The 21117-nt window shown below is 58.2% G+C and carries 24 protein-coding genes; 13 read left to right on the top strand and 11 right to left on the bottom strand.

Annotated features, from left to right (window positions below; translation table 11 throughout):
* Positions 1-165 precede the first annotated feature (165 nt).
* Positions 166-735 carry a helix-turn-helix domain-containing protein gene (locus NKJ21_RS05325; RefSeq protein ID WP_008804673.1) on the top strand — a complete coding sequence of 190 codons (570 nt, stop codon included), beginning with the start codon at positions 166-168 and terminating at the stop codon, positions 733-735.
* Between the two features lie 10 nt (positions 736-745).
* Here NKJ21_RS05325 and NKJ21_RS05320 read toward each other — a convergent pair whose 3' ends face one another.
* Positions 746-913, bottom strand: coding sequence for a hypothetical protein (locus NKJ21_RS05320; RefSeq protein WP_012541552.1), 168 nt, complete (start codon positions 911-913; stop codon positions 746-748).
* A 33-nt stretch (positions 914-946) separates the two neighbouring features.
* Here NKJ21_RS05320 and NKJ21_RS05315 point away from each other — a divergent pair, with 33 nt between their 5' ends.
* A complete protein-coding gene (locus tag NKJ21_RS05315; protein WP_109910156.1) occupies positions 947-2908 on the top strand; it encodes a U32 family peptidase in 1962 nt (653 codons plus the stop codon).
* 12 nt (positions 2909-2920) lie between these two features.
* On the opposite strand, the gene NKJ21_RS05310 is transcribed toward NKJ21_RS05315, so the two are convergent.
* From NKJ21_RS05310 to NKJ21_RS05290, 5 genes are all read right to left on the bottom strand, one after another.
* Positions 2921-3154: a DUF2554 family protein gene (locus NKJ21_RS05310; RefSeq protein WP_012541554.1), complete on the bottom strand. Its 234-nt coding sequence runs from the start codon at positions 3152-3154 to the stop codon at positions 2921-2923.
* Positions 3155-3304: 150 nt separating this feature from the next.
* The gene (locus NKJ21_RS05305; protein WP_049138806.1) at positions 3305-3631 is read right to left on the bottom strand and encodes a hypothetical protein; all 327 of its coding nucleotides are present in this window, start codon (positions 3629-3631) and stop codon (positions 3305-3307) included.
* A 96-nt stretch (positions 3632-3727) separates the two neighbouring features.
* The gene (locus NKJ21_RS05300; RefSeq protein WP_002907461.1) at positions 3728-3853 is read right to left on the bottom strand and encodes a DUF2474 domain-containing protein; all 126 of its coding nucleotides are present in this window, start codon (positions 3851-3853) and stop codon (positions 3728-3730) included.
* Positions 3853-4863, bottom strand: a complete 1011-nt coding sequence (gene cydB / locus NKJ21_RS05295; protein WP_088717268.1) for a cytochrome d ubiquinol oxidase subunit II — start codon at positions 4861-4863, stop codon at positions 3853-3855. The genes NKJ21_RS05300 and cydB overlap by 1 nt, the downstream gene beginning before the upstream one ends.
* Entirely contained in the window at positions 4863-6260 is a 1398-nt protein-coding gene (locus NKJ21_RS05290; RefSeq protein ID WP_008804678.1) for a cytochrome ubiquinol oxidase subunit I, read from the bottom strand. The genes cydB and NKJ21_RS05290 overlap by 1 nt, the downstream gene beginning before the upstream one ends.
* Positions 6261-6941: 681 nt before the next feature.
* Here NKJ21_RS05290 and NKJ21_RS05285 point away from each other — a divergent pair.
* From NKJ21_RS05285 to patD, 6 genes are all read left to right on the top strand, one after another.
* The gene (locus tag NKJ21_RS05285; RefSeq protein WP_022065566.1) at positions 6942-8354 is read left to right on the top strand and encodes a PLP-dependent aminotransferase family protein; all 1413 of its coding nucleotides are present in this window, start codon (positions 6942-6944) and stop codon (positions 8352-8354) included.
* 305 nt (positions 8355-8659) lie between these two features.
* Entirely contained in the window at positions 8660-9805 is a 1146-nt protein-coding gene (ydcS, locus tag NKJ21_RS05280; protein ID WP_023322725.1) for a putative ABC transporter substrate-binding protein YdcS, read from the top strand.
* A 16-nt stretch (positions 9806-9821) separates the two neighbouring features.
* Positions 9822-10835 carry an ABC transporter ATP-binding protein gene (locus tag NKJ21_RS05275; protein ID WP_023322724.1) on the top strand — a complete coding sequence of 338 codons (1014 nt, stop codon included), beginning with the start codon at positions 9822-9824 and terminating at the stop codon, positions 10833-10835.
* A 1-nt stretch (position 10836) separates the two neighbouring features.
* On the top strand, positions 10837-11766 hold the full coding sequence (locus NKJ21_RS05270) for an ABC transporter permease (RefSeq protein ID WP_012968070.1): 930 nt from the start codon (positions 10837-10839) through the stop codon (positions 11764-11766).
* On the top strand, positions 11756-12562 hold the full coding sequence (locus NKJ21_RS05265; protein ID WP_008804683.1) for an ABC transporter permease: 807 nt from the start codon (positions 11756-11758) through the stop codon (positions 12560-12562). The genes NKJ21_RS05270 and NKJ21_RS05265 overlap by 11 nt, the downstream gene beginning before the upstream one ends.
* Before the next feature lie 22 nt (positions 12563-12584).
* On the top strand, positions 12585-14012 hold the full coding sequence (gene patD / locus NKJ21_RS05260; protein ID WP_012541560.1) for an aminobutyraldehyde dehydrogenase: 1428 nt from the start codon (positions 12585-12587) through the stop codon (positions 14010-14012).
* A 331-nt stretch (positions 14013-14343) separates the two neighbouring features.
* On the opposite strand, the gene NKJ21_RS05255 is transcribed toward patD, so the two are convergent.
* On the bottom strand, positions 14344-14466 hold the full coding sequence (locus NKJ21_RS05255; protein ID WP_004175940.1) for a small membrane protein: 123 nt from the start codon (positions 14464-14466) through the stop codon (positions 14344-14346).
* A 492-nt stretch (positions 14467-14958) separates the two neighbouring features.
* Between NKJ21_RS05255 and NKJ21_RS05250 the strand changes: the two genes are divergently transcribed.
* The gene (locus NKJ21_RS05250) at positions 14959-15210 is read left to right on the top strand and encodes a hypothetical protein (RefSeq protein WP_016161176.1); all 252 of its coding nucleotides are present in this window, start codon (positions 14959-14961) and stop codon (positions 15208-15210) included.
* A gap of 52 nt (positions 15211-15262) precedes the next feature.
* Here the strand turns inward: NKJ21_RS05250 and yncL are convergent, their stop codons facing one another.
* The gene (yncL, locus tag NKJ21_RS05245; RefSeq protein ID WP_012968073.1) at positions 15263-15355 is read right to left on the bottom strand and encodes a stress response membrane protein YncL; all 93 of its coding nucleotides are present in this window, start codon (positions 15353-15355) and stop codon (positions 15263-15265) included.
* Between the two features lie 195 nt (positions 15356-15550).
* On the opposite strand from yncL, the gene NKJ21_RS05240 reads away from it, so the two are divergent.
* Together NKJ21_RS05240 and NKJ21_RS05235 are read left to right on the top strand one after the other, a co-directional pair.
* The gene (locus NKJ21_RS05240) at positions 15551-15724 is read left to right on the top strand and encodes a GhoT/OrtT family toxin (protein ID WP_008804686.1); all 174 of its coding nucleotides are present in this window, start codon (positions 15551-15553) and stop codon (positions 15722-15724) included.
* An 88-nt stretch (positions 15725-15812) separates the two neighbouring features.
* On the top strand, positions 15813-16562 hold the full coding sequence (locus NKJ21_RS05235) for an alpha/beta fold hydrolase (protein ID WP_117108398.1): 750 nt from the start codon (positions 15813-15815) through the stop codon (positions 16560-16562).
* Between the two features lie 12 nt (positions 16563-16574).
* Here the strand turns inward: NKJ21_RS05235 and NKJ21_RS05230 are convergent, their stop codons facing one another.
* Positions 16575-18008 (bottom strand): aldehyde dehydrogenase, encoded by a 1434-nt coding sequence (locus tag NKJ21_RS05230; RefSeq protein ID WP_117108397.1) that lies wholly within the window; start codon positions 18006-18008, stop codon positions 16575-16577.
* A 269-nt stretch (positions 18009-18277) separates the two neighbouring features.
* Between NKJ21_RS05230 and NKJ21_RS05220 the strand changes: the two genes are divergently transcribed.
* Together NKJ21_RS05220 and NKJ21_RS05215 are read left to right on the top strand one after the other, a co-directional pair.
* Positions 18278-19876, top strand: coding sequence for an ABC transporter substrate-binding protein (locus NKJ21_RS05220; protein WP_012541563.1), 1599 nt, complete (start codon positions 18278-18280; stop codon positions 19874-19876).
* 16 nt (positions 19877-19892) lie between these two features.
* On the top strand, positions 19893-20126 hold the full coding sequence (locus NKJ21_RS05215; RefSeq protein WP_008804690.1) for a YdcY family protein: 234 nt from the start codon (positions 19893-19895) through the stop codon (positions 20124-20126).
* Between the two features lie 8 nt (positions 20127-20134).
* Here NKJ21_RS05215 and NKJ21_RS05210 read toward each other — a convergent pair whose 3' ends face one another.
* Both NKJ21_RS05210 and NKJ21_RS05205 read right to left on the bottom strand, forming a co-directional pair.
* The gene (locus tag NKJ21_RS05210; protein WP_008804691.1) at positions 20135-20584 is read right to left on the bottom strand and encodes a DMT family transporter; all 450 of its coding nucleotides are present in this window, start codon (positions 20582-20584) and stop codon (positions 20135-20137) included.
* A complete protein-coding gene (locus NKJ21_RS05205) occupies positions 20581-21099 on the bottom strand; it encodes a GNAT family N-acetyltransferase (protein WP_012541564.1) in 519 nt (172 codons plus the stop codon). The genes NKJ21_RS05210 and NKJ21_RS05205 overlap by 4 nt, the downstream gene beginning before the upstream one ends.
* Positions 21100-21117 lie beyond the last annotated feature (18 nt).

Here is a 21117-nt window from a genome sequence, read left to right as displayed (position 1 = left end):
CTTGTGCGTTATAACATACAAATACTCTATCACTGTGCGTTATAGCGTACAAGGTGCGGATGTGGAGAGCGTAAGACACCTGTTCTCACGGTGATATGCCGAGAAACGCCCTGTAGAATCAGGCAAATGGGGATATACTCTTGCCTGTACAAGTCAGGAGGTAGGATGAATATTGCGCAACATCTGGCGGCAACGCTCAAAACCCTGCGCCAGCAGCGTGGCTGGAGTCTCTCGCGTCTGGCAGAAGAGACGGGGGTGTCGAAAGCCATGCTGGGGCAGATTGAGCGTAATGAATCGAGCCCGACGGTGGCGACGCTGTGGAAGATTGCCACCGGACTGAACGTGCCGTTTTCGGCGTTTATCGTTCCGGACGCCAGCGCAGCGCCTTCCGCTTTTGATCCGCAGCAGCAGGCGATGGTGGTGACCCCGGTCTTCCCGTGGGACCCGGAGCTGCGCTTTGACCATTTTTCGATAACCCTTGCCCCCGGTGCGTTGAGCGAATCGACGCCGCATGAGAAAGGGGTGATTGAACATGTGGTGGTGATTAGCGGTGCCCTGGATCTCTGTTTACAGGGGGAGTGGCATTTACTGCAGCCAGGGGAGGGACGGCGCTTCGCCGGCGATGAGGCGCATGCGTATCGTAACCGCGGCGTTCAGGCGGCCCATTTCCATTCTCTTATCCATTATCCAAAAGAAAAAACCGCGGGCGAACCCGCGGCCAGACAAGATGACTGATGATAACCACTCACAACGTGACGAGGAAAATCCGGAATACGAGATGACAGTACGCTGCGCGAGGATGTGAAGGAACTATCTTTTCCGTCAATACTTTGCTGAAAAATGAAAATTCGTCGTCGCGCGACGGTGGAAAAGGTTTTCGTCTGTGCCCGGTTCTGACTACAATAGCCGCCATTTCGACCCCCTTATACTGGATAACAACACGCGTATGCGCCTGCACAATCATCGTCTTGAACTTCTTAGTCCTGCCCGCGACGCCGGTATCGCTCGCGAAGCGATCCTCCACGGCGCCGACGCCGTTTATATCGGTGGGCCTGACTTTGGCGCTCGTCACAATGCCAGCAACAGCCTGAGCGACATCGCCGGTCTGGTGCCTTTTGCCCATCGCTATGGCGCCAAAATCTTTGTCACGCTGAACACCATTCTGCATGATGATGAGCTGGAGCCGGCGCAGCGGCTGATTACCGATCTTTATGAGGCGGGCGTTGACGCGCTGATTGTGCAGGATATGGGGATCATGGAGCTGGATCTGCCGCCGATTGAGCTGCACGCCAGCACCCAGTGTGATATCCGCAGCGTGGAAAAAGCAAAATTTCTCTCCGACGCCGGCTTCAGCCAGATTGTGCTGGCGCGTGAACTGAATCTCAGTCAGATCAAAGCCATTTACGAGCATACCGACGCCACCATTGAATTCTTTATTCATGGCGCGCTGTGCGTGGCCTATTCCGGGCAGTGCAACATTTCGCACGCCCAGACCGGACGTAGCGCCAACCGGGGCGACTGCTCGCAGGCTTGCCGCCTGCCGTATACCCTGAAAGACGATCAGGGACGGGTGGTGGCCTATGAAAAACATCTCCTGTCGATGAAGGACAACGATCAGACCGCCAACCTGGCGGCGCTGATCGACGCCGGGGTACGTTCCTTCAAAATTGAAGGCCGTTACAAAGACATGAGTTATGTGAAAAACATCACTGCGCACTACCGTCAAATGCTGGATGCCATTATCGAAGACCGCGGCGACCTGGCGCGCGCCTCGGCAGGGCGCACCGAGCACTTTTTTATTCCGTCTACCGATAAAACCTTCCACCGCGGCAGTACCGACTACTTCGTCAATGCCCGCAAAGGCGATATCGGCGCGTTTGATTCGCCGAAATTTATCGGGCTGCCGGTGGGCGAAGTCTTGAAGGTGGGGAAAGACCATCTTGATGTCGAAGTGAGCGAACCGTTAACCAACGGCGATGGCCTTAACGTGATGATCAAGCGTGAAGTGGTGGGCTTCCGTGCCAATACGGTGGAGAAAACCGGCGAAAATCGCTATCGGGTGTGGCCGAACGAGATGCCGGCGGATCTGCACAAAGCGCGTCCGCACCAGGCGCTCAACCGTAACCTCGATCACAACTGGCAGCAGGCGCTGCTGAAGACCTCCAGCGAACGCCGCATCGCCGTGGACGTTACGCTGAGCGGCTGGCAGGAACAGCTGGTTCTGACCATGACCTGTGAAGATGGCGTCAGCGTGACCCATACTCTCGACGGAGCGTTCGCCGAAGCCAATCAGGCAGAAAAAGCGCTGGCCAATTTGCGTGACGGTGTCACAAAACTGGGGCAGACCATTTACTACCCACGCGACGTGCAGGTCAACCTGCCGCCGCTGTTTATCCCCAACAGCCTGCTCAACCAGCTGCGTCGTGAAACGGCTGAAATGCTGGACGAAGCGCGCCTCAACGCCTGGCAACGCGGCACCCGCAAGCCGGTCTCCGTACCGCCGCCGGTCTATCCGGAGACCCATCTCTCCTTCCTCGCCAACGTCTATAACCATAAGGCGCGGGCCTTTTACCAGCGCTATGGCGTGCAGCTGATTGACGCCGCCTATGAAGCGCACGAAGAGAAGGGCGATGTGCCGGTGATGATCACCAAACACTGCCTGCGGTTTGCGTTTAATCTTTGTCCGAAACAGGCGAAAGGCTCCATCAAGAGCTGGAAAGCCACGCCGATGCAGCTGATCCACGGCGATGAAGTGCTGACCCTGAAGTTTGACTGTCGCCCGTGCGAAATGCATGTCGTCGGGAAGATTAAAAACCACATCCTCAAAATGCCGCTTCCCGGGAGCATCGTCGCCTCCGTCAGCCCGGATGAGCTGATGAAGACCCTGCCGAAACGGAAAGGAGCCTGATCCAGCGCGACGCTACGGGCAATGCGGCGCCCGCGGTTTGCGGGCATCCTGCCAGCGGTGATGCTCGTTCAGATCGGCGGCGGCCTCCTCGCACTGGCTGCGAAGCTCGTCGCTGTCCGCCTCGTGCAGCAGCTGCTGTTCGAGGCTCTGCACAGGAAAGTAATCGTGCCCCTGGCGGTGGGCCAGCAGATGTCCTGAAAACAGCGCGCACAGCAACAGCAGCGCGCTCATGCTTCTCCTCAACATACCTTTACTCTGCGAATCAATGGGGTGGGCTTACTATGCCAGGCGTTGTGCAGGTTTTTTTCTCGGCTTCTCAAAGAAGGGCAAGAGTTTGTCAATGTCAGCTGAAAGAAGGTGAAAAAAAGCCTGGCGCAGAAGGCCAGGCCTGAGGGGTTATGCTTTTGGCGGCAGCGGTTTCCCGCTGTGCTCGCCGCCTTTTGGCGGCTGCTTGCCGTCACGCTGCGGCTGCTTGCCACCATGCTGCGGCTGTTTGCCATCATGCTGCGGCTGTTTGCCATCATGCTGCGGCTGTTTGCCATCTCGTTGTGGCTGCTTGCCGTTGTGTTGCGCTTGCTTACCATCGTGTTGGCCGTTTTTCGCCAGCGGTTTACCCTGATGCTGCGCGCCTTTTTCTGGCGGCGGTGGCGGGTTGTCGGCAGCGAACGCCCATGACGATATTCCCAGCGTCATCACGGCGGACAGTAAAGCTAACTTCTTCATAGCAATATCCTTTCTTCTGATGTGTCCGCGTATTTCAGCAGGCAAAAGTGAAGACAAGATGGAGAAGTCCAGATTCGGATTGCTCTGCATCCTGGTTCAAACTTTAAGGCCTGCTGCCGTCATCAGCAGGCGAAACAGCAGGCTGATGGCGGCCAGCGTCAGTACGCTGCCTCCCCAGAGCGCGATCAGCCACAGCAGACGTTTAGGCCAGGCAGTATGCATCAGTGATATCCCTCCCCGGGCTGAACTTTGCCGCGGAACACGTAATAGCTCCAGCAGGTGTAGCCAAGAATGACCGGAATAATCAGCAGTGCGCCCACCAGCATAAAGCCCTGGCTTTGCGGGGGAGCGGCAGCCTGCCACAGCGTGATGGCCGGCGGGATAATATGCGGCCAGATGCTGATCCCCAGTCCGCTAAAGCCGAGAAAGACCAGGCCCAGCGTCAGCGTGAAGGGCGAAACATGGCGGTCGCGCTGATGCAGCGTGCCCCACAGCCAGCCGCTGATGAGGATCACCAGCAGCGGCACCGGTAACAGGAAATAGAGATTCGGCAGGCTGAACCAGCGGGCGGCAATTGCCGGGTGCGCCAGCGGAGTCCACAGGCTGATGACGGCAAACACCGCCAGCAGGGCAACCAGCAGCTGCCGCGATGCGCTTCGCATGCGCTGCTGCAGCGCGCCTTCGCTTTTCATCACCAGCCAGGTGGCGCCGAGCAGCGCATAGGCCACGCACAGCCCGAGTCCGCAAAACAGGCTGAACGGGGTCAGCCAGTCAAACATGCCGCCGCTGAAGGCGCGACCGCTGACGGTGAAACCGTTGATCACCGCCCCGACCACCACGCCCTGGCTGAAGGTCGCCAGCAAGGAACCGCCAAAAAAGGCACGGTCCCAGAAGGGTCGGTGCGACGGGGTGGCCTGGAAGCGAAACTCAAAGGCGACGCCGCGAAAAATCAGGCCGATCAGCATCAGGGTCAGGGGGATCGACAGGGCGTCGATTATCACCGCGTAGGCGAGGGGAAAAGCGCCAAACAGACCAGCGCCGCCCAGTACCAGCCAGGTCTCATTGCCATCCCACACCGGGGCGACGCTGTTGACCATTACGTCGCGCTCGGTGCTGCCCCGTACTGTGCCGAACAACATCCCGATGCCCAGATCAAAGCCATCCATGACAATGTACATCAGCGTGGCAAAGACGATAATCACGAACCAGATCACCGATAATTCGATACCCATTAGCGGGACTCCTTCTGCAGATAACCTTCAGTGGCGGCGGACAGCGGGCGGGCTGGCGTACCGGTTGTCGCGGGCTGCACCTCCTGCGGCCCCTTGCGAATCAGGCGCAGCATATAGCTGTAGCCGACGCCGAAGACGGCGCTGTAGACCACGATAAAGGTCAATAAACTGACCGACATATGCAGATCGCCGTGGGCGGAAACGGCGTCTGCAGTGCGCTGAACGCCATACACCACCCATGGCTGACGGCCCACTTCGGTGGTTACCCAGCCAGCGAGAATAGCAATCAGTCCTGAAGGGCCCATCCATAGCGCAAAGCGCAGAAATGGCCGGGAATGGTACAGTCGGCCGCCGCGACGCAGCCACAGGGCCAGTACGCCGAGCAGGAGCATTAGCATGCCAAGACCGGCCATCAGGCGAAACGACCAGAACACCACGGTAGCGTTCGGGCGATCCTCAGGAGCGAACTCCTTCAACGCCGGCACCTGTTTATCAAGGCTGTGGGTGAGGATCAGGCTGCCCAGGGCCGGGATCTCAAGCCCGTAGCGGGTGCGCTCCTGCGCCATATCAGGCCAGCCAAACAGCAGCAACGGCGTTGCCTCGCCCGGCGGGTTTTCCCAGTGGCCCTCAATGGCGGCTATTTTCGCCGGCTGGTGTTTCAGGGTATTCAGACCATGCATATCGCCGATCAGCGCCTGGACGGGGGCGACCAGCAGCGTCATCCAGAGCGCCATCGAGAACATCTTACGGATCGCCGGCGACTGATTGCCGCGCAGCAGATGCCAGGCCGCCGAGGCGCCGACAAACAGCGCGCTACTGAGAAACGCCGCCACTGTCATATGCAGTAAGCGGTAGGGGAACGACGGGTTAAAGATCACTGCCAGCCAGTCGACGGGCACCACCTGGCCGTCAACGATCTCAAACCCCTGCGGGGTCTGCATCCAGCTGTTGGAGGCGAGGATCCAGAAGGTCGAGATGATGGTGCCCAGCGCCACCATGCAGGTGGCGAAAAAATGCAGCCCCGGCCCTACGCGGTTCCAGCCGAAGAGCATCACCCCGAGAAAGCCCGCTTCCAGAAAGAACGCTGTCAGGACTTCATAGGTCAGCAGGGGGCCGGTAATGCTCCCCGCGAACTGAGAGAAACCGCTCCAGTTGGTGCCGAACTGATAGGCCATCACCAGCCCGGAAACCACCCCCATGCCGAAGTTGACGGCGAAGATTTTCGACCAGAAGTGGTACAGCGAACGCCAGGTGGGATTTTTGCTTTTTAGCCACAGACCTTCGAGTACCGCCAGGTAGCTGGCCAGCCCAATAGTAATGGCGGGAAAGATAATATGAAATGAGACCGTAAAGGCGAATTGAATTCGCGCAAGATGGAATGCATCAAGACCGAACATGCAGGACTCCACTACAAAATTGATTCAGCGCAATTTTAGGCAGGGTGGTGGCTGGGGGGCAGAGGCAGTCGCGCCATTTTTTATCATAACAGTTGGCCGCTGTTATGATTTTTCACCTCGCGTCCCAATCATCGGCCGGCACGAATAAATACCGATGGGGTGGGTCGCTTAACCAACAGACCAGCGGAGATTTGGCCGTTATCCCGGGAGCGGTTGATCGGCGGACTCGGCCGCCGGCACGGCACTGTTTCTGGCCGGAATAATATATCCCGAATATCACACGGTGCTGTATTAATTCTTGCGAAAATGCACAACGAGTTTTAGCGTCATTTATTCTCACGCATTAGTATGAGAATAAGTAAAAACGCTGAGCGGGTTAATCGTAAATTAAATAATAATAAATTGTCGACTCCGTGGGTAATTTGTACTGTATGCGCTCGGGAATAAATAAAAAGGAATGCCCATGTCTGAAAAAGGATTACAGAGTTTGTGCATTACGCTCGGCGTGATGATTATCTTCTGGTTTGCGTTAATCTCACTATTCTGGGTGGTGATATTTTAAACCTATCCCGTGCTGTGACGGGACGCGACTGCCGCTGCAGATATAACAGTTACAGCAAACTATGATTTTTTTATAACTGATATATGATAATGGGAGGTTATCGTACGGGGACGGCCGCAATGAAAAAGTATCAACAGCTGGCGCAACAGCTGACCGAACAGATCGCGCTTGGCGTCTGGTTGCCTGGCGATCGGCTGCCGTCGCTGCGCGAGCAGGTGATCAGCAGCGGCATGAGCTTTATGACCGTCAGCCATGCCTATCAGCTGCTGGAAAGCCAGGGGCGCATCGTCGCCCGTCCGCAGTCGGGTTATTATGTCGCCCCTCAGCCGGTGAAGCTTAGACAGCCGGCGCCGCCTGCCCAGGTGACCCGCGATGAAGCTGTCGATATCAATACCTATATCTTTGAGGTGCTACAGGCCAGCCGCCAGGCGTCGATGCTGCCCTTTGCCTCGGCCTTTCCGGACCCGCGTCTCTTCCCGCTGCAGCAACTTAACCGCTCGCTGGCGCAGGTGAGCAAAACCGCCACCGCCATGAGCGTCATTGAGAACCTGCCGCCGGGCAATGCCGAGCTGCGGCATGCCATTGCCCGACGCTATGCCTTGCAGGGGATGAACATCTCGCCGGATGAGATAGTGATTACCGCCGGGGCGCTGGAGGCGCTTAACCTCAGTCTGCAGGCGGTGACCGAGCCGGGCGACTGGGTGGTGGTGGAAAACCCCTGTTTCTACGGCGCCCTGCAGGCGCTGGAGAGGCTGCGCCTGAAGGCGCTGTCGGTGGCGACCGACGTCAAAGAGGGCATTGACCTGACGGCGCTGGAAGCGGCCCTGCAAAATTACCCGGTCAAGGCCTGCTGGCTAATGACTAACGGACAAAACCCGCTCGGCTTCACCCTTAGCCCCGAAAAAAAAGCGGCGCTGGTGGCGCTGCTGGCGCGCTATAACGTGATGCTGATAGAAGATGATGTCTACAGCGAGCTTTACTTTGGTCGCGAGAAACCGCTCCCGGCGAAATACTGGGACCATCAGGATATGACGCTGCACTGCAGCTCGTTTTCAAAATGTCTGGTGCCCGGGTTTCGTATCGGCTGGGTGGCGGCCGGCAAACAGGCGCGGCGGATCCAGCAACTGCAGCTGATGAGTACGCTCTCCACCAGCTCGCCGATGCAGCTAGCCCTGGTGGATTATCTGTCCACCAAGCGCTATGACGCCCACCTGCGCCGTTTGCGCCGCCAGCTGGCGGAGCGTAAACAGCTGGCCTGGCAGGCGCTGCTGCGCCATCTGCCGCCGGAGGTTATCGTCCACCACAGCGACAGCGGCTACTTTCTGTGGATTGAACTGCCGGAAGGGGCCGACGCCAGTGAGCTAAGCGCCCGGGCGCTGGCCTCTCACATCAGCATTGCCCCAGGAAAAATGTTCTCCACCTCCGCCAGCTGGACCTCGTTTTTCCGTTTTAATACCGCCTGGGGCTGGGGGGAACGCGAAGAGCAGGGGGTGAGGCGGTTGGGTGAACTTATTCGTGAGCAGCTTACCTGACGACTCAGGCTATTTTCCGTCGCCATAAACTCTCGACAAAAATAAACGCGGGTGAGTTTTTATTGAGGCCGGTCATTATTTTACCGGCGCTCATCATAGGAAATACGCATACCCCTCCTTTTTCTCTAACTCGTTGTCTATAATCCATAAAGTCCTGCTTGTGTTGGCGATTTTTGCGTAATGCGTCCCGGGTCACAACCTGAATAAATTCCCCAGGGGGCGTTAATCCGCTGACTACCCTTATTTCAGGAGATATTTTTACGGCACGGCTGCCGCTAATTACCTTGTGACAGGAGTAACACCTGATGAGCAAAAAATTTGCCCGTTGCAGCCTTTATGTGCTGAGTATGGCCTGTTTGACCGTGCAGGCGGCGGAGCCACTCACCTCGCTGGATAAACCGGAAGGGCGGCTCGATATTATTGCCTGGCCGGGGTATATCGAACGCGGCCAGACTGACAAGCAGTACGACTGGGTCACCCAGTTTGAAAAAGAGACCGGGTGTCAGGTTAATGTCAAAACCGCCGCTACCTCTGACGAGATGGTCAGCCTGATGGCCAAGGGGGGCTACGATCTGGTGACCGCGTCGGGCGATGCCTCGCTGCGTCTGATCATGGGCAAACGCGTTCAGCCGATTAACACCGCGCTGATTGCCGGCTGGCGCACCCTCGACCCACGCATTGCGCAAGGGGCATGGTTTAACGTCGGCGGTAAAGCCTACGGCACGCCGTATCAGTGGGGGCCGAACCTGCTGATGTACAACACCCGCGTATTCCCGACGCCGCCGGACAGCTGGGGCGTGGTCTTCGTTAAACAGAACCTGCCGGACGGCAAAACCAATCAGGGACGCGTGCAGGCCTATGATGGCCCGATCTATATCGCTGACGCCGCGCTGTTTGTCAAAGCCACCCAGCCGCAGCTGGGGATCGAAGATCCCTATCAACTGACCGAAACCCAGTATAACGCGGTGCTGAAAGTACTGCGCGACCAGCAGCCGCTGATCCATCGCTACTGGCATGACGCCACCGTACAGATGAACGACTTCAAAAACGAAGGGGTGGCCGCCTCCAGCTCGTGGCCCTATCAGGCCAACGGCCTGAAGGCTGAAGGCCAGCCCATCGCCACCGTGTTTCCGAAGGAGGGGGTGACCGGCTGGGCGGATACCACCATGTTGCACAGCGAAGCGAAGCATCCGGTCTGCGCCTACAAATGGATGAACTGGTCGCTCACGCCGAAGGTGCAGGGCGATGTGGCGGCGTGGTTCGGCTCGCTCCCGGTGGTGCCAGAGGGGTGTAAAGCCAGCGCGCTGCTCGGTGACAAAGGCTGTGAAACCAACGGCTATGACCAGTTTACCCGGATCCATTTCTGGAAAACGCCGGTTGCCGAAGGCGGGAAATACGTACCCTACAGCAGATGGACTCAGGACTATATTGCGATAATGGGCGGCCGCTAAGGACGGGAGGCAGACAATGACGTACGCGGTCGAGTTTCAGAATGTATCGCGCCTGTACGGCGATGTGCGGGCCGTAGATGGGGTTAGCATAGGCATTCGCGATGGGGAATTTTTCTCAATGCTGGGGCCATCCGGCTCGGGCAAGACCACCTGCCTGCGGCTGATTGCCGGTTTCGAGCAGCTCTCCGGCGGCACCATTCGTATTTTCGGTCAGCCGGCCAGCGAACTGCCGCCCTGGCAGCGGGATGTGAATACGGTGTTCCAGGACTATGCGCTGTTTCCCCATATGTCGATCCTCGACAACGTCGCCTACGGTCTGATGGTCAAAGGCATGGCGAAGAAAGCGCGCCATGCCCGCGCCCAGGAAGCGCTGGAAAAGGTGGCCCTTGGCTTTGCTCATCATCGTAAGCCTTCTCAGCTCTCCGGCGGCCAGCGGCAGCGGGTCGCTATTGCCCGGGCGCTGGTGAACCAGCCGCGGGTGCTGCTGCTCGATGAGCCGCTGGGTGCGCTGGATTTGAAGCTGCGCGAGCAGATGCAGGTGGAGCTGAAAAAGCTGCAGCAGTCGCTGGGGATAACTTTTATCTTCGTGACCCACGACCAGAGCGAAGCGTTGTCGATGTCAGACCGCGTGGCGGTGTTTAACAATGGGCGCATCGAACAGGTGGATGCGCCGCAGGATCTCTATCTGCATCCGAAGACCGCGTTTGTCGCTGGCTTTGTCGGCACCGCCAACGTTTTTGAAGCCGAGGCGGCCCGGCGATTGTGCGGCATGCCGGGCAGCTGGTCGCTGCGTCCGGAGCATGTTCGCCTGCAGGGCGGCGGCGAGGTTCAGGTTCAGGGCGTAGTGCAGGCGGTACAGTATCAGGGGGCGGCGACGCGGATTGAGCTCAGGCTGGCGGAGGGGGACAAGCTGCTGGTCAGCCAGGCGAATATCGATGGCACGGCGGCAGCCAGCGCCCCGCGAATGGGGCAAACGGTACTGGCGTCATGGTCGCGGTCGGCGATGACCCCGCTGGAAAGCGGAGGCTGAGATGACCATGGCGATGATTCCTGCGCAGGCCGGGCGCGTATCCGGGATCTTCTGGCGTCGGCCAGCATTGGGCCTGTTTTTACTGCTGATCGGGCCGCTGATGTGGTTTGGTATCGTCTATCTGGGATCGCTCCTGACCCTGCTGTGGCAGAGTATTTATACCTTTGACGACTTCACCATGTCGGTGACCAGCGACTTTACGCTGGCCAACCTGCGGGCGCTGTTCAATCCCGCCAATTACGACATTATTGTCCGTACCCTGGTAATGGCCCTGAGTGTGACGCTCGCCAGCGCCATGCTGGCGCTGCCGATGGCCTGGTACATGGCTCGCTATACCAGCGGCAAAATGAAGGCTTTCTTTTATATCGCGGTGATGCTGCCGATGTGGGCCAGCTATATCGTCAAAGCCTACGCGTGGGTACTGCTGCTGGCCAAAGATGGTGTGGCGCAGTGGTTTCTGGGCCATCTTGGACTGGAAGGGGCGCTGAATGCGCTTCTGACCGTCCCGGCGATCGGCGGCAACACCTTGTCCACCTCCGGGCTGGGACGCTTTCTGGTGTTCGTCTACATCTGGCTGCCGTTTATGATCCTGCCGGTGCAGGCGGCGCTGGAGCGCATTCCGGGCTCCTTGCTGCAGGCGTCGGCCGATCTTGGCGCCGGGCCACGACAGACCTTCCGCTATGTGGTTCTGCCGCTGGCTATCCCTGGTATTGCCGCCGGATCGATTTTCACCTTCTCGCTGACGCTGGGCGACTTTATCGTGCCGCAGCTGGTCGGGCCGCCGGGGTACTTTATCGGCAACATGGTCTACTCGCAGCAGGGGGCGATAGGCAATATGCCGATGGCGGCGGCGTTCACCCTCGTGCCGATCGTGCTGATTGCCCTTTATCTGGCGTTCGTGAAACGTCTGGGAGCCTTCGATGCACTCTGAACGCGCACCCTGGTATCTGCAACTGGCGACCTGGGGCGGCGTGGTGTTCCTCCACTTCCCGCTGCTGATCATTGCCATCTATGCTTTTAATACGGAGGATGCGGCCTTCAGCTTTCCGCCGCAGGGGCTGACGCTACGCTGGTTTAGCGAGGCAGCAGGGCGTAGCGATATTCTCGAATCCGTGACGTTGTCACTTAAAATTGCCGCCCTGTCGACGGCCATTGCCTTAGTACTTGGCACGCTGGCTGCAGGTGCCCTGTGGCGCAGCACTTTTTTTGGTAAGAATGCGGTATCGCTACTGCTGCTGTTACCGATCGCCCTGCCGGGGATCATTACCGGCCTGGCGCTGCTGACGGCGTTTAAAGCCGTCGGTCTCGAGCCGGGGCTACTGACCATTGTGGTGGGGCACGCGACCTTTTGTGTGGTGGTGGTCTTTAACAACGTCATTGCCCGCTTTCGTCGGACCTCGTGGAGCCTGGTGGAAGCCTCGATGGACCTGGGCGCGACCGGCTGGCAGACCTTTCGCTACGTGGTGTTGCCCAATCTGGGATCGGCGCTGCTGGCGGGGGGAATGCTGGCCTTCGCCCTGTCGTTTGATGAAATTATCGTCACCACTTTTACCGCGGGGCATGAGCGAACATTGCCGCTGTGGTTACTGAATCAGCTGGGGCGGCCGCGCGATGTGCCCGTCACCAACGTTGTCGCGCTGTTGGTGATGCTGGTAACGACGATACCAATCTTAGGGGCCTGGTGGCTCACCCGCGACGGCGATAACGACGCCGGAAACGGGAAATAAAACCATGAAACAGGATAATGCTATGCAACACAACCTTTTGATAAACGGTAAGTTAGTGGCAGGTGAAGGCGAAAAGGTGCCGGTATACAACCCTGCGACCGGCGATGTGATCCTGGAGATTGCCGAAGCGACAGCGGCCCAGGTCGATGCCGCCGTTGAGGCGGCGGATCGGGCGTTCGATGCCTGGAGCCAGACAACGCCGAAAACGCGCTCGGAATGCTTGCTGAAGCTGGCGGACGCCATCGCGGCGCAGGCGGAGACCCTGGCGCAGCTGGAGTCGCTGAACTGTGGCAAGCCGTTGCACTGCGTGATTAACGATGAGATGCCGGCCATTGCGGACGTCTTCCGCTTCTTCGCCGGCGCCGCCCGCTGCCTGCCGGGAATGGCCGCCGGAGAGTATCTCGAAGGGCATACCTCAATGATCCGCCGCGACCCGGTGGGCGTGGTGGCCTCTATCGCCCCCTGGAATTATCCCCTGATGATGGCGGCCTGGAAGCTGGCCCCGGCGCTGGCGGCAGGCAATTGCGTGGTGATAAAACCCTCGGAGATCACCCCCCTGACGGCGCTGAAGCTGGCGGAGCTGGCAAAAGATATCTTCCCCGAAGGGGTGATCAACGTGCTGTTTGGCCGCGGCAAAACGGTAGGCGACCCGCTGACCTCGCATGCCAAAGTGCGAATGGTGTCGCTGACCGGGTCGATTGCCACCGGGGCCCATATCATCAGCCATACCGCCTCGTCGATCAAACGCACCCACATGGAGCTGGGCGGCAAGGCGCCGGTGATTGTGTTTGACGACGCGGATATCGATGCGGTAGTCGATGGGGTACGAACCTTCGGTTTCTATAACGCCGGCCAGGACTGCACGGCTGCCTGCCGGATCTACGCTCAGCAGGGGATTTACGACCAACTGGTGGAGAAACTTGGGGCGGCGGTGGCCAGCCTGAAAATGGGCGCGCCAGAGGATGCCTCTACCGAGCTGGGACCGCTGAGCTCGCTGGCGCATCTTGAAAGGGTTAGCGCCGCAGTGGAAGCCGCAAAGGCACTGCCGCATATTAAGGTGGTCACCGGCGGTCGCCGGGCTGACGGCGCGGGCTATTACTTCCAGCCGACGCTGCTTGCCGGCGCCCGGCAGGAAGACGCCATTGTGCAGCGCGAAGTGTTTGGCCCGGTGGTCAGTGTGACGCCTTTCAGCGATGAAGCGCAGGCCCTGAGCTGGGCGAATGATTCCCAGTATGGTCTGGCGTCCTCAGTATGGACGAAAGATGTAGGCCGTGCCCACCGGCTTAGTGCCAGGCTGCAGTATGGCTGCACCTGGGTCAACACCCACTTTATGCTGGTGAGCGAAATGCCGCACGGCGGCCAGAAACTGTCGGGCTACGGAAAGGACATGTCGATGTATGGCCTTGAGGATTACACGGTGGTCCGCCATGTCATGGTTAAGCATGGCTAAAGCATTGACCCTTTAGTGGCTGGCGATGATTGCGCGACGGTTGTGTTAGTTCGCTAATAGTCACAATGGCAAAAATTGTCAAAACTCTGCGAGGGGGATATGAGATTATTCTGATGCCCCTTCAAGAGCTAAGCCAATGTGAGTGCCGGAGATAAGCGCCGGATGGGGTCCGCCAGTCACCCTGGGCGCGTCGCGCCCGGCGGGTGAGGCGACAGCGTCGCGGTTCGCGACCGTATACTGGCCTCTGCCTGTTGGCAGGGGCTTTTTTATGCCCGCCGCATCGCGGGATGAAGACCGAATGACCATCAGGAAACGCATCGCTGGCCGCCATTCAGCGCTTGGTTTTTTTGCTCGGTAAACTGGCGCTACGACGGTCACGAATATAGGAAATAAGATTATACACCGCCGCGACCAGCAGGATCAGCGCGATGACCAGCGTGATGATTCCGGACATATCCACCTCGAAATATAAAAAGCGCCCTGGCGCCAAAACATTACTAATAGTTATGAATGTAAGTATTATCTGAATGGAAGGCAAATGATATTTGTTGTCATTTAGCGCTATTTTTGGCGATTAACCGCGAGATCCACAATGAAGGGGTTATGTAACAACGGCTTGTAGCGGCCTTTTATCGTATTAAGATGGAGGCCCTGCGCGGAATATCGCATTTTTGGTGAATGCGGCGACAATCTTTTCCCCCTGAGAACGGAGACATATTATCTTTATCAGACCGATGGAATTGCCCTGAACCGAAATTATTTCACGACTATAAATAAGGATTTAATATTTGCTGTTATTGCATGATATTTGTTCTGAATATTAAATATTCCGTGAGTCCGGCCAAAATGCGGGCTGCAGGCGGGTTGCGGGTGCTCCCGGGTTTGACTTTCCGTCGCTGCTCATGCGATCATTTAGCGCATATTAGGTTTTAACGTTGATGTCGTTGTGAAAATTTTGGCTTTTATTCTGCTGGCTATCGGCGCTGTGACGCTGAGCTATGGTAACGCCCCGGCAAAACGCATTCAGGGCTGTGAGAGCGCGGGAGTGGGGCAGGCCGTCTGCGCTGCCGCCGAATGGGATAGCGAACAGATGAATTTTCTGCCGCACTATAACCCGGAGCTTAATAAGGTTATTGCGGCAGGCCAGGCAGCACCTGTCGCTTATAACCTTTATAATATTGCCCGTGTTCGCGCGTAAAAAAGCAGCCCCTGGGGGCTGCTTTTTTAGGTTTCGTTGCTGAGTAAAATCATTAAAACCAGCCAAATCTCACGGACAGCAGGCTGATAAGTACGCACGCGGCGCAGACATTAATCAGAATGACGGTTTTGCTGGAGACATCCATAACGCCACCTTAATGAGTAAGTCCATAAAGGTATAGTACGGCACCTGCGGTTGCGCTATCGGATTAAGACGAATCAGGCTTTATTCTCAATATTCAGCCCGTTTCAGAATTTGTTATACAGGTATCTCTGAATCACGACGTCATGGCAGATAATCATCCCACCATGGAACGCCCCTCAGGGAAGGAAGAGTAAGAATGACGTTATATCAAAAAATGCTGGTGTTTTACGCCATTATGGGCGTGATATGCGCCGTGATTAGCTGGTTTTTGACCAAAGAGAGCCGGGTGATCCGCCTGCTGGCGGCCCTGTTGATCGGCGCCACCTGGCCGTTCAGCTTTCCGATGGCGCTGCTCGTCTCGCTGTTTTAACCCTCAGATGCCGGACGGCAGAAAAGGGTGGCGGAAAGGGTAAGGTTACTGTATAAAAAACCAGTAACCTTATCATGGAGGCATACAGGTGAACGGTTTCTTTTCTTCCGTCGCAGGCGCCACGCTGCGTTGGCTCGATCTTCCGGGAGATGGCCTCCCGGTGGTGTTTATCCACGGTCTCGGCTGTGCGTCATCCTACGATTATCCCCGCGTCGCCAGCGATCCTGCGCTGAACGGACGGCGTAAAATACTCATCGATCTGCCAGGCTTCGGCTACAGCGATAAACCGCACGACTTTAGTTACAACATACATATTCAAGCGCGGGTCGTGGAGCAGCTACTTAACCACCTGCGTCTGCAGCGCTTCGCGCTGTTCGGTCATAGCATGGGAGGAAGCATCGCCATCGAAGCGGCGGGGCTGTTGGGCGAGCGCGTGACCACGCTGCTGGTCTCTGAACCCAATCTGTTTGCCGGCGGCGGTGAGTACAGCAGGCGCATTGCGGCGCAGACAGAGGCGGCCTTTATTGCCGAAGGCTATGCCAGAATGCTGGCTGAGGAGCGCTCGCCATGGGCTGGCTGTTTGCAAAACAGCGCGCCCTGGGCCGTCTGGCGGGCCGCCAGCAGCCTGATGCGTGGCAGCGATACCCCCTGGTTTAGTCAGCTCTGCCAGCTGCACTGTCAAAAAAGGCTCATCGTCGGTGAGCTCTCCCTGCCTTATGCCGATATTGACCTGGCTGAGGCGCAAGGGATCCCGGTCGGGATTGTGCCCCGCGGGGGACACTCGATGGCGTGGGAGAATCCGCAAGGGCTGGCGCAGATCATCGCCAGCCAGGGTTAAAAGAATACCGGTTCAGAAAGGGAGTTCGCGGGGCTGGGTCTGGAGTGTTATCCAGCGCAGCTCGGTGAATTCCGCGATGCCGGCCCGCCCCCCAAAGCGGCCATAGCCCGAGGATTTGCAGCCGCCAAACGGCATTTGCGCTTCATCATGCACCGTTGGGCCATTGATATGGCAAATGCCCGTTTGCAGACGTTGCGCCACGTTCCACGCTCTGGCGCTGTCGCGGCTGTAGACCGCAGCGGAAAGACCGTATTCACTGTCGTTGGCCACCGTCAGCGCCTCTTCTTCATTCTTAACCCGAATAATCGCTTTTACCGGGCCGAAGGACTCTTCGTTCCACAGCCGCATCTCGCGGGTCACGCCGTCCAGCAAGGTCGGCGCCATGTGGGTATCGCTGGCTTTACCACCGGTTAGCAGGCGAGCGCCTTTGGCTAACGCATCGTCGATTAAGGCGTTGCAGCGGGTGATGGTGTTCATATCAACCACCGGCCCCGTCAGGCTGGCGGGCAGGGCGGCGGCGCGCCTGGCCAGCAGCGGGATAAACACCTCCGCTACGGCGTTGTCGACAATAATGCGCTCGGTGGACATGCAGATCTGGCCGGCATTCGCGAAGGCGCCAAAAACCGCGCCCGCCGCCGCTTGCTCGATATCAGCATCGTCCAGCACCAGCAGCGGCGCTTTACCGCCGAGCTCCAGCACCGCCGGTTTAAGATATTGCCCGCAGGTGCGGGCGATAATCCGCCCCACCGGCGTGGATCCGGTAAAGTTAACGCGCCGCACCGCCGGGTGGGCGATCAGCGATTCCACCAGCGCCGGCGCATCTTCAGGCGCACAGGTAAGATAGTTCACCACCCCCGGTGGGAAGCCCGCCGCGTCAAGGGCGTCGATAATCAGTCCCTGAGTGGCCGGCGACAGCTCCGCGCCCTTGAGGATCACTGCGTTGCCGCAGGCCAGCGGCGTTGCCAGCGCCCGGGTAGCCAGAATCAGCGGTGCGTTCCACGGCGCCATGCCCAGTACCACCCCCGCCCCCTGGCGGACGCCCATCGCCAGGTTGCCCGGCACGTTGGAAGGAATAATTTGCCCTTCAATTTGGGTGGTCAGCGCCGCCGCTTCACGCAGGATATCGGCCGCCAGATGAACGTTAAAGCCGGCCCAGTGCGCAGTCGCGCCGGTCTCCGCCGCCATGGCGGCGATAAATTTAGCCTCCCGCAACAGCATATGTTCCGCCGCGTCGAGCAGTAAACGGCGTCGTTCCGCCGGAGAGGTATCACGCCACAGCGGGAAGGCTTTGGCCGCGGCTTCGACGCAGCGTTTGCTGTCGGCGAGACTGGCGGCCGCAGCCACCGAGGCGACGTCGTCGTGGGCCGGGTGGCGTCGGGTAAAGGTGCGGCGGCCTTCGGCATCGTGCCACTGGCCGTCAATGTACAGATTGCAGGTGATTGTCATGGTGGAAACCTCTTGTTCTGCGGTTCCCCCAGTGTACCGGGCACTACTGATGGTGAGCGTGAGCAGGGCGGTTATCGCACATTTTTTTGCAGGAATTATGTGTGGCTCACAACATCCCGACACTTGCTGGCGTAAAAAACAGCGCTACGCCGATTAAACCAGCGATTTCAGCGTGATTTGCATAAGGTGATAGCCATTGATTATTTGCCGGGGGCGGGCGCCTGTGCTGATATTACGGTTCTTATAATCAATAATCAGGACTTATAACCATGTCTACAGGGAAAACCACGCTGGCGCTGCTGCTGAGCGCACTGCTGCCGGCCGGCACCGCCTGGGCCGCAGGCAATGACACACTGGTCTACTGCTCAGAAGCCTCTCCGGAGTCCTTTAATCCGCAAATCGCCAGCTCCGGCCCGTCGTTCGTCGCCAGCTCGCAGGTGCTGTATAACCGCCTGGTCACCTTTGACCCGGTGAAGAACACGCCGATCCCGTCGCTGGCCACCGAGTGGCACGTCTCTGAGGATGGCAAAACCTGGACCTTTACTCTGCGTCAGGGGGTGAAGTTCAACAGCAACAAATTCTTCAAACCAACCCGCGATTTTAACGCCGACGACGTCCTGTTTTCCGTGCTGCGCCAGATGGATCCTCAGCATCCCTATCACAAGGTGTCGCAGGGGAACTATGAGTACTTCCACGACGTGGGCCTCGATAAGTTGATTAAGTCGGTGAAAAAGGTCGATGACTATCACGTCCAGTTCGTGCTTAACGAGCCGAACGCGGCGTTTCTTGCCGACTGGGGCATGGACTTCGCCTCTATTCTGTCGGCGGAGTATGGCGAGGCGATGCTGAAGAAAGGGACGCCGGAGAATGTTGATAACTGGCCTGTCGGTACCGGGCCGTATGCCCTGCAGCAGTATAAAGTGGATTCCCAAATCCGCTATATCGCCAATCCCCACTACTGGGAAGGCGAGGTGCCGACTAAGCACCTGATCTTCTCCATTACGCCGAACGTCGAGACCCGTCTGGCGAAACTGCAGACCAACGAGTGCCAGATTATTCCTGCGCCTTCGCCGGTTCAGTTCCCGGTGATTAAGGGCAATAAAGATCTGGCGCTGCATGCGGTTGAGGCGCTGAACGTCGGCTATCTGGCGTTCAACACGGAGAAAAAACCGTTTGATAATGTGCTGGTGCGCCAGGCATTAAACTATGCCACCGACAAGCAGGCGATCGTCAAGGCGGTATTCCTTGATTCCGGCAGCGTGGCGAAATCACCGATCCCGTCGACGATGCTCGGGTATAAGAAAGATCTCCCGGACTATGATTACGATCCGCAGAAAGCCAAAGCGCTGCTCAAGCAGGCGGGTCTGGAGCAAGGAGCGGAAGTAACCCTGTGGTCGATGCCGGTCCAGCGTCCGTACAACCCGAACTCGAAGCGGATCGCCGAAATGATCCAAAACGACTGGGCTAAAGTGGGCGTCAAAGCGAAGATTGTCAGCTACGAATGGGGCGAATACCTTGCCGGTATGCGCAAAGGGGAGCACGACAGCGCCCTGTATGGCTGGATGTCGGACAACGGCGACCCGGACAACTTTGCCGGCACGCTGCTCAGCTGTGATAATATCCAGACCGGCTCCAACGCCGCTCGCTGGTGCGATAAGTCCTATGACGCGCTGGTGAAGAAAGCGCTGCTGGTGAGCGATCCGCAGGCGCGTGCCAAACTCTATGAACAGGCGCAAGAGATCTTCTACCAGCAGGCGCCGTGGATCACCCTGGCGACCGGCAAGACCTTCTATGCCACCCGTAGCAACGTCAGCGGCTACCGCGTGAGCATGATGGGGAGCGATTTTTCCAAAGCGAAGCTGAATTAAGCGAAAGGAGAACCGGATGGCACATCTGGATGAGGTTATCGTCAAAGTCGATGACACCCTTGCCGAGGGCGTTATCACTCATATGAATGAGCTGCTGATCGCCCTGAGCGATGATCCACAACTCAGTCGTGAGGAACGCTATACCCAGCAGCAGCGCCTGCGCACTGCCATCGCCCACCATGGGCGACAGCATCAGGAAGAGCAGGACGCACGCCGCGAGCAGCTGACGAAAGGCGGCGCGATCCTCTGAAGATGCGCTCAGAACTGGCGCCTGGCCACCAGCCAGGCGCCCACCACCAGCATCACCGCGCCGCATACCGGCCCGATCAGCGCCCGCACCGGCACGCCGTGGGCGCGAACTAAATCCATGATCAACCCGCCAACCAGCTGGCTGGCGACCAGTACCGCAATGGTGGTGGCCGCGCCCACGGTCTGATAGCCGCTGATGCTGGCGAAGACGAAAAAGGACCCCAGCAGGCCGGGGATCAGCGTCCACCACTTCACGCTCAGGGCCAGCTCCTGAAAGCCGGCGACGCCCTGGCGCAGCAGTAACATCGTCACGAAAATAACGATCCCCACCAGCGAATTGAGCAGCATGGCGATAAGGATCGTCGACGCCGACTGGGTGATGCGCACCATCAGGGTATTCTGCACCACGAGACCAACGCCGGCGGCGACCAGACAGGCGAGGGTGAGCGATGCATTCATGCCTTGCCGTCCGGGTCCTGACGCTCATCCAGCTGCAGCTGCATAAAGGTGAGATCCAGCCAGCGACCAAATTTGGTTCCTACCTGCGGCATCTGCCCGGTGGTGATAAAGCCCAGCGTTTCATGCAGATGCAGCGAAGCGTGGTTCTGCGATTCAATACCGGCGACCATCACATGTTTATTCAGCCGACGCGCTTCGGCGATCAGCGCAACCAGCAGTTTGCGACCCAGCCCTTTCCCCTGATGATCGGGGTGAACGTACACCGAATGCTCCACGGTGTGGCGGAAACCGTCAAACGCGCGCCAGTCGCCAAACGAGGAATAGCCGGTGATGACGCCGTTTTCCTCGTTCACCAGCACCGGAAAGCCGGCCAGCTGGCGGGCTTCAAACCACGCGATACGGTTGTCGGTATCCACGGTTTTATCATTCCAGATGGCGGCGGTATGCACGACGGCGTGGTTATAGATTTCGGCGATCGCTGCACAGTCGTCTTTAATGGCAGGGCGGATGGACATAGCAAACCTCAGTTTTTT

The sequence above is a fragment of the Klebsiella sp. SWET4 genome (assembly GCF_024296565.1).
Classification (GTDB): Bacteria; Pseudomonadota; Gammaproteobacteria; order Enterobacterales; family Enterobacteriaceae; genus Klebsiella; species Klebsiella variicola.
The sequence above is the reverse complement of the archived record's forward strand: the minus strand, read 5'-3'. Positions and strand labels throughout refer to the sequence as shown.